Below are 12,791 nucleotides of genomic sequence, written 5' to 3'. Positions count from 1 at the left end.
ATTTTTTAAAATTATTCTAAAATAATTCGTTTGCAAGGTACAATACAAGCATTAAAGCGGCAATAGCATATAAAATCAAGCCGATAAATTTAGAATTTCTAATATTAAATGTGGCTATCGTAACTATCGTTAAAATAGTAAGTAAAGTATTTATTAAACTGCTCAAATTAATAACATTGACTAGATTGAGTAATAGTATAAAAGCGCATATCGCACTAATTACAAATGAAAATTGTTCATATCGTTTCATATTTAAAATCCTTCCTAAATTTATATCTCTAATTATTATAATTATATTATAAAAAAATAAAAAATGCTTACTGAGGCCTTTCAAATAGAATATTTATAAATTGAGAATGAAATCATTTTATTATCATTTAAAAAATATTTCACTTAAACCCTTGTAATAATAGGGTTTTATAATAAAAAGTGAGCGTAAGTGTTTGATTGCCTATATAACTACGTTATAATAATAAGAGTAAAGAAACATAACAAACTTTGACGTTACATTAAAATTATTATAAACTAGAAAAGATAATGTAGGGTTATCTTTTTAAAATGTGAATAAATTCTCTGGAGGGAAATAAACATGGCATCAAAATTAGAAATCAAAGATTTACACGTAGAAATAGAAGGCAAGGAAATTCTTAAAGGAGTAAACTTAACAATACAACAAGGTGAAATCCATGCAATCATGGGACCTAACGGTACTGGTAAGTCAACTTTATCATCAGCTATTATGGGTCACCCTAAATATGAAGTAACTAAAGGTGAAATCCTTTTAGATGGTGAAGATGTATTAGAAATGGAAGTTGATGAGCGTGCTCAAGCAGGTTTATTCTTAGCAATGCAATATCCATCAGAAATTTCTGGTGTTACAAACGCTGACTTCTTACGTTCTGCAATCAATGCTAAACGTGAAGAAGGCGATGAAATCAACTTAATGCAATTCATCAAGAAATTAGACAAACAAATGGATTTATTAGATATGGATCAAGACATGGCTCAAAGATACCTAAATGAAGGTTTCTCTGGCGGTGAGAAGAAACGTAATGAAATTCTTCAATTAATGATGTTAGAACCTAAATTCGGTATTTTAGACGAAGTTGACTCAGGTCTAGATATCGACGCATTAAAAGTAGTATCTAAAGGTATTAACAATATGCGTGGTGACAACTTTGGTTGCTTAATCATCACTCACTATCAAAGACTATTAAATTATATTTCACCAGATTTCGTACACGTAATGATGCAAGGTCGCGTGGTTAAATCAGGTGGCGAAGAATTAGCGAGACGTCTTGAAGCTGAAGGTTATGAATGGATTAAAGAAGAGCTTGATATTGAAGACGAAACAATTAACGCTGAATAATATATAAGAATTATAGTCAAGTAGGAGGAGTATAAATGGCAACTGAAACAAAGTTAAACATTAGCGTTGAAGATTTAGTAAATTATTCAGCATCTCAAAATGAACCACAATGGATGACTGATTTACGTAAAGACAGTTTTCAAAAGTTAGAACAATTAGAAATGCCTAAACCAGATAAAACAAAAATAAACAGATGGGATTTTGATTCTTTCAAATCTCACACTGTTGAAAGTGATACATTTGAGTCTATCGATAAATTACCTGAATCAGTTCAAAAAATTATCGATACTGAAAATGCTAAAAATCTAATCGTTCAGCATAATAATACACCTGCTTTTACAAAAGTAGATGATAAATTAACTGAACAAGGTGTTGTAATTAAAGATTTAAAAACTGCACTTATTGAAAACAGTGATTTAGTTCAAAAATATTTTATGACAGATGCTGTTAAAGTAGATGAGCATAGATTAACTGCACTACATGCTGCATTAGTTAATGGTGGGGTATTCGTTTACGTTCCTAAAAATGTAGTAGTAGAAGATCCTATCCAATATGTAGTATTACATGACGATAGCGATGCGAGTTTCTTCAATCACGCTATCATTGTGGCTGAAGAAAGTGCAGAAGTAACATACGTTGAAAACTATTTATCAACTGTTTCTTCTAACGATAATCAATTAAATATCGTATCTGAAGTTATTGCTGGAGCTAATTCTAAAATAACTTACGGTACAGTTGATTTCATGGATAAAGGATTCACTGGACACATAATCCGTCGTGGTATTGCAGCAGCAGACTCTACTATCGACTGGGCATTAGGTTTAATGAACGACTGTAGCACTATTAATGATAATACAACATACTTAATGGGCGATCGTTCAAACTGTAACTTAAAAACAGTAGTAGTTGGTCGTGGTGAGCAAAAACAAAACTTCACAACTCAAATTATTCAATATGGTAAAGAATCAAATGGTCATATCTTGAAACATGGTGTAATGAAAGATAGTTCTTCATCTATTTTCAATGGTATTGGTTACATTAAACACGGTGGAACAAAAGCAGATGCACAACAAGAATCACGTGTACTTATGCTTTCTGAAAAAGCACGTGGAGATGCAAACCCAATATTATTAATTGATGAAGACGATGTAACTGCAGGACACGCAGCATCAGTAGGTAGAGTAGACCCTACTCAACTATACTACTTAATGAGTAGAGGTATTTCTCGTGAAGAAGCTGAAAGATTAGTTATACATGGTTTCTTAGACCCAGTTGTTTCTGCATTGCCAATTGAAGGCGTTAAACGTCAATTACGTGAAGTTATTGAAACTAAAGTAACAACGCAAATATAAAAATAGGCACAGAAAGGTCTGATAATGTGGCCGAATCAACATTTAATGTAGAAAAAGTAAAAAAAGATTTTCCAATATTAGAGCAAGAAGTAAACGGTAAAAAACTTGTATATTTAGATTCATCTGCCACAAGTCAAACGCCGATACAAGTAACGGATTCTATTGCAGATTACTACAATCGATATAATTCGAATGTACACCGTGGTGTGCACACACTTGGAACGCTTGCTACGGATGCTTATGAAAAAGCACGTGAAACAGTCAGAAGATTTATCAACGCTCGATACTTTGAAGAAGTTGTTTTTACTAGAGGAACAACTACAGCAATTAACTTAGTTGCACATAGTTACGGAGACGCAAATGTTTCTGAAGGTGACGAAATTGTCGTGACTCAAATGGAGCATCACGCTAATATCGTCCCTTGGCAACAACTTGCTAAACGTACTGGTGCAACATTAAAATTTATTCCGATGTCTGACAGTAGCGAACTTGAAAAAGAAGCAATTGATAACACGATAACGGATAATACAAAAATTGTTGCAGTTACACATGTTTCAAACGTATTGGGTACGATAAATGATGTTAAATATATTGCTGAAGTTGCACATCAACATGATGCAGTAATTGCAGTTGATGGCGCACAATCAGCTCCACATATGAAAGTTGACGTTCAAGATTTAGATGTGGACTTCTTTAGCTTCAGTGGACATAAAATGCTAGGTCCAACCGGCATTGGTGCACTATACGGTAAACGTCATTTACTTGATAAAATGGAACCAATTGAATTTGGTGGAGACATGATTGATTTTGTAGGATTAGAAGATGCAACTTGGACAGACTTACCAACTAAGTTTGAAGCAGGTACACCACTTATAGCTGAAGCTATCGGATTTGCTGAAGCAATTAGATACATTGATGAATTAGGCTTAGAAGAAATTCATCAACATGAATATGAGCTAGTTAATTACGCATATAATGAGATGTCTAAAATAGAAGGTTTAGAAATTTACGGACCTTCACCTGAAAAGCGAGCTGGTTTGATTACGTTCAACGTTGAAGGTGTTCATCCACATGATTTAGCAACAGCACTAGATTCTGAAGGTGTAGCTGTTAGAGCTGGACATCACTGTGCACAACCGCTAATGAAATGGTTAAATCAATCATCTACAGCACGTGCTAGTTTCTATGTATATAATACTACTGAAGATGTTGATAAGTTAATTCAGGCACTCTATAGAACGAAGGAGTTTTTCTCTTATGAATTTTAATAATTTAGATCAACTATATCGTTCTGTGATTATGGATCATTATAAAAATCCTAGAAATAAAGGAGCTATCGAAGATGGTTCCATGACGATAGATATGAATAACCCAACATGTGGGGACCGCATCCGCTTAACATTAGATGTAGTAGATAATGTTATTAAAGATGCTAAGTTTGAAGGTGAGGGTTGTTCTATTTCAATGTCTAGTGCATCAATGATGACGGAGGCGGTAAAAGGTCATACCATCGAAGAAGCATTACACATGAGTCAAGAGTTTTCTAATATGATGCTAGGAGAATCTTATGAGATCACAGATGATATGGGTGATATCGAATCTTTATCAGGTGTGTCTAAGTTCCCAGCACGTATTAAATGCGCGACTTTAGCGTGGAAAGCATTTGAAAAAGGCACAAAAGAAGAAGATGACCAGTAACTTTTGAAGATTGGGCGTAAGCTATAATAAAAGAGGAGTGAAGAAAATGGCTAAAAAATCACCAGAAGTTGGAGATTATAAATATGGTTTCCATGATGAAGACGTTTCTATTTTCCGTTCAGGTAGAGGTTTGACAGAAGAAATTGTTAGAAAAATATCTGAAATGAAAGACGAACCACAATGGATGCTAGATTTCCGTTTGAAATCATTAAAACAATTCTATAAAATGCCAATGCCAATGTGGGGTGGCGATTTATCAGAATTAAACTTTGATGAAATCACATATTATGTAAAACCATCAGAACGTTCTGAACGTTCATGGGATGAAGTACCAGAAGAAATTAAAAACACTTTCGATAAATTAGGTATTCCAGAAGCTGAACAAAAATATCTTGCAGGTGTATCTGCACAATATGAATCAGAAGTTGTATACCACAACATGGAGAAAGACTTAGAAGAACAAGGTATCATCTTTAAAGATACAGATTCAGCTTTACGTGAAAACGAAGACTTATTCAAAGAATACTTTGCTTCTGTAATTCCAGCAGCAGATAACAAATTCTCAGCATTAAACTCAGCAGTATGGTCAGGTGGATCATTCATTTACGTACCTAAAGGTGTAAAACTTGAAACACCATTACAAGCTTACTTCAGAATTAACTCTGAAAATATGGGTCAATTCGAAAGAACTTTAATCATTGCAGATGAAGGTTCTTCAGTACACTACGTAGAAGGTTGTACTGCTCCAGTTTATACAACAAATTCACTACACTCAGCAGTAGTTGAAATCATTGTTAAAAAAGACGCATATTGCCGTTATACAACAATCCAAAACTGGGCAAACAACGTTTATAACTTAGTTACAAAACGTACGTTTGTTTATGAAAATGGTACGATGGAATGGATCGATGGTAACTTAGGTTCTAAGTTAACTATGAAATATCCATCATGTTTCTTACTTGAAGAAGGCGCTAGAGGTATGACATTATCTATAGCACTTGCAGGTAAAGGACAAGTTCAAGATGCTGGAGCTAAAATGATTCATAAAGCGCCAAACACATCTTCAACTATTGTATCTAAATCAATCTCTAAAAATGGCGGTAAAGTAGTTTACCGTGGACAAGTACACTTTGGCCGTAAAGCTACAGGTGCTCGTTCTAACATTGAATGTGATACTTTAATTATGGATAATGAATCAACATCAGATACAATACCATATAATGAAATTATGAATGATAACATTTCATTAGAACACGAAGCGAAAGTTTCTAAAGTATCTGAAGAACAATTATTCTACTTAATGAGCCGCGGTATTTCAGAAGAAGAAGCAACTGAAATGATCGTAATGGGCTTCATTGAGCCATTCACAAAAGAACTACCAATGGAATACGCAGTAGAAATGAACCGTCTAATCAAATTCGAAATGGAAGGTTCAATCGGTTAATTATATAACGACAAAACCCCTTACCAATTTAATTGGTGAGGGGGTTTTGTTTTATAAGTGCGAGTAGCTTATTGTTTATGGTGGATAAGAAGAAGGTAAAGCCTCTAACGTGCAAGAAATTTGAGACAAGCTCGTTACATCTTCTAACGGGCTAGTGCTAATAAACAAGCCCGTTAGCGCAATAAAAAGCTGTGATTTTTATTAATTCCACTTAAAATTTATACGAAATTAACTGCTAACGTGCAAGAAATAAAAGACAAGCCCGTTACATTTTCTAACGAGCAAGTGCTAGTAAAAAAGCACGTTAGCACAATATCTTGTATAATTATAATGTAATTTTACATCAAATATATATGATACATCACTCTAACGTGCAAGAAATTTGAGACAAGCCCGTTAGAGCGATATTTTCTATGATTTTGCAAAAATAAGCATATCACTTTCAAACTGAAATAATCAGTTAAGTGATATGCTTATTTATTTTGAGTTGGGATTTTTATCCGAAACTCTAAAGCTTATTCTTCATTTTTCAAAACTTTAATATTAATCTACTTCTGATAATTTAGTAGATGATGTTCTATTTCTTAAGTCTACTTCTATTTCTTCTAAGCTACGTCCTCTTGTTTCTGGTAGATACTTAATAACAAATATCATAGCTAAAATACCGATTACTGCGAAGATTAAGAACACTAGCTCAATACTTAATACTGACGTAAGTATTGGGAATAATTGAGCTACTAATAAGCTCCCGATTGATAGTGATAATGTTGCTATACCTGTAGCAGCACCTCTAGCTCTCATTGGGAATAATTCTGGTAGCATTACCCATAATATTGGTCCCCAAGTAAATGCGAAGAATACAATAAATAGTGTTAGACAAGCTACAATAATCCAAGCACCAACTGTTGAACCAAGACCGATTGTCCATACTAACCCTGCCATTATAAGTAATGATCCAACCATACCTATGTTACCAGTAATTAATAATTTCTTTCTATCTATTTTATCTATGATTTGAATAGCAAAGATTGTAACAATCACGTTTACTGAACCTATTCCTACTGTTCCTAATATTGCAGTAGAATCTCCTAAACCTGCTTTTGTAAAGATAGTAGGTGCATAATAAATGATTGCGTTAATTCCGATTATTTGTTGTAGTAGAGCGAATAAACAACCAATTATGAGTACTGGTCTTAACCATACTGATTTCAATACAGTCCAAGTACTTTCTGAAATGTCTATAATTTCTTTCATTTCGTCAATTTCTTTATCAATTTCTTTTTGTTTACGCGTCATACCCATAACTTTACGAGCTGATTTTTCACTTTTATGTTCGAGTAGCCATCTTGGACTTTCTGGCATGAAGTATACACCAATCATTAAGATAACTGATGGTACAACAGCTAGTCCAACCATCCATCTCCAAGCTTCCATATCTGCGAAAGCATAGTTTATAAGATATGAAGCAAGTATACCAATTGTTATCATCAATTGGTTTAATGAACTGAGCGACCCTCTTTTATCTGTAGGAGCCATTTCTGATAGATATACCGGAACGATTGCTGAAGAACCACCTACAGCTAACCCGATTATAAATCTACCTATAACAAGCATGCTTAAGTTTTGTGCACCTGCAAGTAATAGCGCACCAGCAATAAATACGATTGCTATTATAAACACAAGTCTACGTCGTCCAAGCTTGTCTGATAATGGTCCACTTGAACCGGCACCAAATATAGCCCCGATAAGCATTGAACTAACGACAAATCCTTCAGCAGTACTTGAAAGTGGTATGTCATTTTTTATGAATAGTAAAGCGCCTGAAATTACGCCTGTATCGTAACCGTAAAGCAATCCACCTAAAGCTCCTAGGAAGAATATTAACTTTGTTCGAAAATTGCTTGTTCCCATTCTAATAACCTCCAAAATTTTAAATATTTAAAGACAAATGTCAGATTTAATTATCTTAAATAACTAAATACTTGTTTTTAATTATTAAATCTGATTTAATATTAAATGTAAGCCTTTGCAGATAGAAAATCAAGTGAAAAATATTTTATTTAACATATTAATAGTTATTGTAGATTACTGAAGGTAATGGAGGACGGCTATGAAAGATTCATCAAGAATTAATGTGAATTTGATGAAAGATTATAATAAACAACTCGTTTTAAGAACAATTCAAAAATATGGACCTATTTCTAGAGTGGAAATAGCTAAACAGATTGACTTATCTAGACCGTCTGTATCTGAAATAGTTTCTATTTTGATTGAAGAACAATGGATTCAAGAAAAACCTTCTGAAATAAAAGTAAGAGGTAGACAGCCTATACCGTTAGATATTAATAAAGAGAAGAAAGTTATAGTCGGTTTAGAAATTGGTGCTTACTCAACAAAAATTATCGTAAGTAATTTGAAGGCTGAAATATTAGATCAAATTCAAATAGAAATGAACAAGCAAAAGGATCCAAATTCAACCATTGAATATTTAGGTGAGCAAATTAAATTAATTACAAATGAGTATAAAGCAAAACAAATTGAAGTATTAGGTATAGGTGTTGGAATGCATGGTCTTGTAGATACTAAAGAAGGTAAGAATATTTTTGCACCTAATTTAGGTTGGGAAAATATTGAGATTAAAAAGATTCTAGAAAGCATAACACAACTCAAAGTAATAATTGATAATGACTGTAATAGCGCTGCACTGGCGGAGATGTGGTTTGGCCAAGGAAAAGATGAAACGAATTTCATCTCAGTCCTGGTAGATTATGGAGTGGGCGCAAGTATTATCAACAATGGCTCCATATTTAAAGGTACACATCATGTAACGGGTCAAATTGGGCACGTAACAATCGATCCAGATGGTCCATTATGTTCATGTGGGAATTATGGTTGCTTAGAGACGTTTACATCTGAAACAGCTATTTTGAAAATGTTAAAACGTAAATTGAAATTAGGTGAAAGTAATGTATTTTCAATGCAGAATATAAACATTGATGACTTGAATATAGATGACTTTTATAACGCAGTAAACAAAGGTGATGAACTTTGCATCGATATAGCAAAAGAAGTTGGAAGAAATTTAGGATTAGGTTTTACAATTTTAATCAATTTGTTCGGACCTAAGTTTATTGTGTTAGGAGGTAGCTTAACTAAAATCAGTGACATTTTGCTACCGATTATTAAAGAAGTTATTCAATTTAAGGTAATGGGTGAAGAAGCTAAAAAAACACCTATCATTACATCAGCACTAGGTGAGAATTTGTATACGATAGGTGCAGCTTCTTTAATTGTTGAAGACATATTTACTTTGCCAAAACCAAATAAATAAAAATAGGGAGGATTTATAATGGCTAATTTAAACGAACAAGTCGTAATAGTAACAGGATCAGGAAAAGGTATAGGAAAAGGTATTGCTAAGCAATTGGGTCATAAAGGAGCAAAAATAGTAGTAGCTACTATTGATGCAGATTTTGGTAAAGAAACGGTTGAAGAAATTATTCAAGATGGTGGAAATGCATATTTTGTAGAAACTGATGTCTCTAAAGAAGAAAGTATAATAAATATGGTAGAAGAAACAGTGAAGCATTATGGAAAAATTAATACGCTTGTTAACAATGCAGGTATCACAGTATTTAAATCTATTGAAGAAGCAACTGTAGAAGATTGGGATTCAATTATTAATATCGACTTAAGAGGTACATTCTTATGCTCAAAACACGTAATTCCAGAAATGAAAAAACAAAACGGTGGTTCTATTATTAATATTTCTTCTAACCATTCAATCGCTACATTACCTGATACAGACATGTATGCCGCTGCTAAAGGTGGCGTAAATGGTATGACAAGAGGAATGGCGCTTAGCTTAGGTAAATATAATATTCGAGTAAATGCTATTTGCCCTGGATTTACAAATACTGCCCACTTAAAAAATTGGTTTGATTCAATGGATAATGAAGAGGAAGTTAGACAAGGTGTCTTAGATTTACATGCTACTTCAAGAATTAACGAACCAGAAGATATTGGCAAATTAGCTCAATACTTGGCTTCAGATGATTCTGAAATGATGACAGGTGAGCACTTAGTTATCGATGGTGGTTTATCAGCTCGCTTATATAACGCAGATGGTTATTAATATTTAAGGAGGATTAGAATAATGGATGTATTATCGATAGGTGAAACGATGATTGCTTTTTCTCCAAATGAAGTTGGACCAATGCGCTATGCTCGTGATTTTTCTACTCATATAGCTGGAGCGGAAACGAATACGCTTATTGGATTAGAAAAACTTGGTGTAAGAACTGGATGGATTAGTCAACTTGGTAACGATGAATTAGGACATAGAATACTTTCATTCGTGAGAGGTGAGGGTATTAATGTAGATTCAGTAAAATTGACTGATGAAGCACGCACAGGCATTTTCCTTAAAGAAAAGGCACGATATGACCAAACACATGTACATTATTATAGAAATGATTCAGCTGCTAGCATAATGTCAAAAGATAATATTGATAAAAGTTATATATCACAATTTAAATATTTATATATAACAGGTATTACACCAGCATTAAGTGAAAACTGTAAAGAAGCTGTTCTTTATTTAATTAATGTCGCTAAAGAACTAGGTTTAAAAGTTATTTTTGATCCAAATTTAAGATTAAAGTTATGGAGCGAAGAAGAAGCAAGAGAAACTTTACTCAATATTATTTCTTTAAGTGATATTGTTTTACCTGGTATAAGTGAAGGAGAATTTTTATTTAATGAGAAATCTGAAGATAAAATCGCTCAACATATTGTTGATTTAGGACCTTCAACAGTTATTGTAAAGTTAGGAGAAAAAGGTGCATACTATCAAACCCGAAATGAATCTGGTTATGCGAAAGCATCTAAAGAAATAGAAGTAGTTGACCCTGTAGGTGCTGGAGATGGTTTTGCAGCTGGATATATAGCAGGATTTATTAACGGATTATCATTACATGATGCTGTGGAGCAAGCATGTAATGCAGGTGCTCTCGTTACTACGGTCAAAGGTGATGTAGAAGGATTGCCAAGTAAGAATGAACTTGAGCAATTCAAAAATCAAGATAAAACAGATGATGTTATTAGATAAGGAGCTGTCAAAATGGACACTTTAAATACAATAAAAGAAACTAAAATTATAGCAATCATAAGAAACGCAAAGCCTGATGATATTTTACCAATTGTTAAAAGTTTATATAAATCAGGTATTCGAGCAATTGAAATCACAATGAATTCTCCTAAAGCTTTAGAATCTATCGAACTAGTTGCTACTGAGATGAAGGATAAAGTCGTTGTTGGTGCAGGCACAGTATTAGATGCAGAATCAGCAAGACTAGCGATATTGAGTGGAGCTACGTTTATTTTATCGCCAACACTGAATAAAGAAACAATACAAATGACTAAAAAATATGGGGCAGTGAGCATACCAGGTGCATTATCTCCTACTGAGATTTTAGATGCATATGAGTATGGTGGAGATATTATTAAAGTATTTCCTACAACATCTATGGGGCCAGAATATATTAAAGATTTACAAGGACCTTTACCACAAATTCCATTGTTACCGACGGGTGGTATTGATTTAAATAATATTGAGCAATTTATGAAAGCTGGCGCTGTAGGCGTTGGATTAGGTAGTTCTTTAGTGAATACTAAATTAGAAGCAAATGAAGAATATTATAAAAATTTAGAAGAAACAGCAAAACAATTTAGTGATATTGTACATTTGAAAAAAGGACGTGCATAAAATGAAAATTATTGATTATGAATTATTTCAAGTGCCACCACGTTGGTTATTTTTGAAAATTACAACGGATGAAGGAATCGTTGGTTGGGGCGAACCAGTAATAGAAGGTAAAGCAGCAACAGTAAAAGCAGCTGTACATGAATTTATGCAACAATTAATGGGAGAGAATCCTTTAAATATCGAAGATCATTGGAATATGATGTATAGAAGTAGCTTTTATAGAGGTGGCCCGATATTAATGAGTGCCATCTCTGGTATTGATCAAGCTTTATGGGATATAAAAGGTAAATACTATAATGCACCAGTTCATGAATTAATGGGAGGCGCTTGTAGGCACTCCATGAAAGTTTATTCTTGGATAGGTGGAGATAGACCGATAGATACTTCTAACGCTGCTAAAAAAGCGTATGAGAATGGATTTTCAGCTATTAAAATGAATGCGACAGAAGAATTACAATATATAGATAGTTTCGATAAAATTGAAAGTGTTGTTGAAAGAGTAGCTGGAATTAGAGAAGAGGTTGGCAATAATCTAGGCATTGGTATTGATTTTCATGGTAGAGTACATAGACCAATGGCAAAAGTGTTAGCAAAAGAATTAGAACAATTTAATCCGATGTTTATAGAAGAACCTGTATTGAGTGAGAATATAGAAGCGATAAGAGAAATGAGTCAGACAACAAGTATTCCTATAGCTTTAGGCGAGAGACTATACTCAAGATGGGACTTTAAACCAATTTTAGAAAGTGGCTATGTTGATGTCATTCAACCTGACTTATCTCACGCTGGAGGTATAACAGAATGTAAAAAAATTATATCTATGGCTGAAGCTTATGATGTTGGAGCAGCACCGCATTGTCCACTAGGTCCTATAGCGCTAGCTTCATGTCTACAAGTGGACGCTACTTGTCATAATTCATTTATTCAAGAGCAAAGTTTAGGTATCCATTATAATAAAGGTAGCGATATTTTAGATTACATCAAAAATAAAGAAGTGTTTGAATTTGATAATGGCTATGTCAAAATTCCAAAAGGTCCAGGCTTAGGTGTAGAAATCGATGAAGACCTTGTTAGAAAAATGGCTGAAAAAGGTCATGATTGGCATAATCCAGTCTGGAGACATAAAGACGGAAGTATTGCTGAGTGGTAAGTTTTTAACTT

Annotated in this window: 12 protein-coding genes; 10 read left to right on the top strand and 2 right to left on the bottom strand. The window is 33.6% G+C overall.

Features of this window, described 5'->3' with window-relative positions:
- Window positions 1–16 precede the first annotated feature (16 nt).
- Window positions 17–250: a hypothetical protein gene (locus ACNMOQ_RS10605; RefSeq protein ID WP_017000936.1), complete on the bottom strand. Its 234-nt coding sequence runs from the start codon at window positions 248–250 to the stop codon at window positions 17–19.
- 339 nt (window positions 251–589) lie between these two features.
- On the opposite strand from ACNMOQ_RS10605, the gene sufC reads away from it, so the two are divergent.
- The 5 genes from sufC to sufB are packed head-to-tail and all read left to right on the top strand — an operon-like array spanning window position 590 to window position 5,863.
- Window positions 590–1,369 carry a Fe-S cluster assembly ATPase SufC gene (gene sufC, locus ACNMOQ_RS10600; RefSeq protein ID WP_017000937.1) on the top strand — a complete coding sequence of 260 codons (780 nt, stop codon included), beginning with the start codon at window positions 590–592 and terminating at the stop codon, window positions 1,367–1,369.
- A 35-nt stretch (window positions 1,370–1,404) separates the two neighbouring features.
- Entirely contained in the window at window positions 1,405–2,721 is a 1,317-nt protein-coding gene (sufD, locus tag ACNMOQ_RS10595) for a Fe-S cluster assembly protein SufD (RefSeq protein WP_017000938.1), read from the top strand.
- A 2-nt stretch (window positions 2,722–2,723) separates the two neighbouring features.
- The gene (locus tag ACNMOQ_RS10590) at window positions 2,724–3,989 is read left to right on the top strand and encodes a cysteine desulfurase (protein ID WP_416350402.1); all 1,266 of its coding nucleotides are present in this window, start codon (window positions 2,724–2,726) and stop codon (window positions 3,987–3,989) included.
- Window positions 3,979–4,419: a Fe-S cluster assembly sulfur transfer protein SufU gene (gene sufU, locus ACNMOQ_RS10585; protein WP_064211459.1), complete on the top strand. Its 441-nt coding sequence runs from the start codon at window positions 3,979–3,981 to the stop codon at window positions 4,417–4,419. The genes ACNMOQ_RS10590 and sufU overlap by 11 nt, the downstream gene beginning before the upstream one ends.
- 46 nt (window positions 4,420–4,465) lie before the next feature.
- Window positions 4,466–5,863 carry a Fe-S cluster assembly protein SufB gene (gene sufB, locus ACNMOQ_RS10580; RefSeq protein ID WP_017000941.1) on the top strand — a complete coding sequence of 466 codons (1,398 nt, stop codon included), beginning with the start codon at window positions 4,466–4,468 and terminating at the stop codon, window positions 5,861–5,863.
- Window positions 5,864–6,406: 543 nt separating this feature from the next.
- Here the strand turns inward: sufB and glcP are convergent.
- Window positions 6,407–7,774: a glucose transporter GlcP gene (gene glcP, locus ACNMOQ_RS10575; RefSeq protein ID WP_016999751.1), complete on the bottom strand. Its 1,368-nt coding sequence runs from the start codon at window positions 7,772–7,774 to the stop codon at window positions 6,407–6,409.
- Between the two features lie 199 nt (window positions 7,775–7,973).
- Between glcP and ACNMOQ_RS10570 the strand changes: the two genes are divergently transcribed.
- From ACNMOQ_RS10570 to dgoD, 5 genes are read left to right on the top strand one after another with little or no spacing between them, the layout of a single operon-like run.
- Window positions 7,974–9,194, top strand: coding sequence for an ROK family transcriptional regulator (locus tag ACNMOQ_RS10570; protein WP_064204449.1), 1,221 nt, complete (start codon window positions 7,974–7,976; stop codon window positions 9,192–9,194).
- Window positions 9,195–9,212: 18 nt separating this feature from the next.
- On the top strand, window positions 9,213–9,998 hold the full coding sequence (locus ACNMOQ_RS10565; protein WP_416349811.1) for an SDR family NAD(P)-dependent oxidoreductase: 786 nt from the start codon (window positions 9,213–9,215) through the stop codon (window positions 9,996–9,998).
- Window positions 9,999–10,019: 21 nt separating this feature from the next.
- A complete protein-coding gene (locus tag ACNMOQ_RS10560) occupies window positions 10,020–10,973 on the top strand; it encodes a sugar kinase (protein WP_016999754.1) in 954 nt (317 codons plus the stop codon).
- 12 nt (window positions 10,974–10,985) lie between these two features.
- Window positions 10,986–11,630, top strand: coding sequence for a bifunctional 4-hydroxy-2-oxoglutarate aldolase/2-dehydro-3-deoxy-phosphogluconate aldolase (locus tag ACNMOQ_RS10555; RefSeq protein ID WP_016999755.1), 645 nt, complete (start codon window positions 10,986–10,988; stop codon window positions 11,628–11,630).
- 1 nt (window position 11,631) lies between these two features.
- The gene (gene dgoD, locus ACNMOQ_RS10550; RefSeq protein ID WP_147641135.1) at window positions 11,632–12,780 is read left to right on the top strand and encodes a galactonate dehydratase; all 1,149 of its coding nucleotides are present in this window, start codon (window positions 11,632–11,634) and stop codon (window positions 12,778–12,780) included.
- Window positions 12,781–12,791 lie beyond the last annotated feature (11 nt).

Source organism: Mammaliicoccus lentus, assembly GCF_947036595.1.
In the GTDB taxonomy this organism is placed as follows: domain Bacteria; phylum Bacillota; class Bacilli; order Staphylococcales; family Staphylococcaceae; genus Mammaliicoccus; species Mammaliicoccus lentus.
The sequence above is the reverse complement of the archived record's forward strand: the minus strand, read 5'-3'. Positions and strand labels throughout refer to the sequence as shown.

Bases quoted from the DNA above. Each gene is read 5' to 3' on its own strand.
- glcP (WP_016999751.1), bottom strand. From the start codon at position 7,774: ATGGGAACAAGCAATTTTCGAACAAAGTTAATATTCTTCCTAGGAGCT.
- ACNMOQ_RS10605 (WP_017000936.1), bottom strand. From the start codon at position 250: ATGAAACGATATGAACAATTTTCATTTGTAATTAGTGCGATATGCGCT.
- ACNMOQ_RS10570 (WP_064204449.1), top strand. From the start codon at position 7,974: ATGAAAGATTCATCAAGAATTAATGTGAATTTGATGAAAGATTATAAT.
- ACNMOQ_RS10565 (WP_416349811.1), top strand. From the start codon at position 9,213: ATGGCTAATTTAAACGAACAAGTCGTAATAGTAACAGGATCAGGAAAA.
- sufD (WP_017000938.1), top strand. From the start codon at position 1,405: ATGGCAACTGAAACAAAGTTAAACATTAGCGTTGAAGATTTAGTAAAT.
- sufB (WP_017000941.1), top strand. From the start codon at position 4,466: ATGGCTAAAAAATCACCAGAAGTTGGAGATTATAAATATGGTTTCCAT.
- sufC (WP_017000937.1), top strand. From the start codon at position 590: ATGGCATCAAAATTAGAAATCAAAGATTTACACGTAGAAATAGAAGGC.
- dgoD (WP_147641135.1), top strand. From the start codon at position 11,632: ATGAAAATTATTGATTATGAATTATTTCAAGTGCCACCACGTTGGTTA.
- ACNMOQ_RS10555 (WP_016999755.1), top strand. From the start codon at position 10,986: ATGGACACTTTAAATACAATAAAAGAAACTAAAATTATAGCAATCATA.
- sufU (WP_064211459.1), top strand. From the start codon at position 3,979: ATGAATTTTAATAATTTAGATCAACTATATCGTTCTGTGATTATGGAT.
- ACNMOQ_RS10560 (WP_016999754.1), top strand. From the start codon at position 10,020: ATGGATGTATTATCGATAGGTGAAACGATGATTGCTTTTTCTCCAAAT.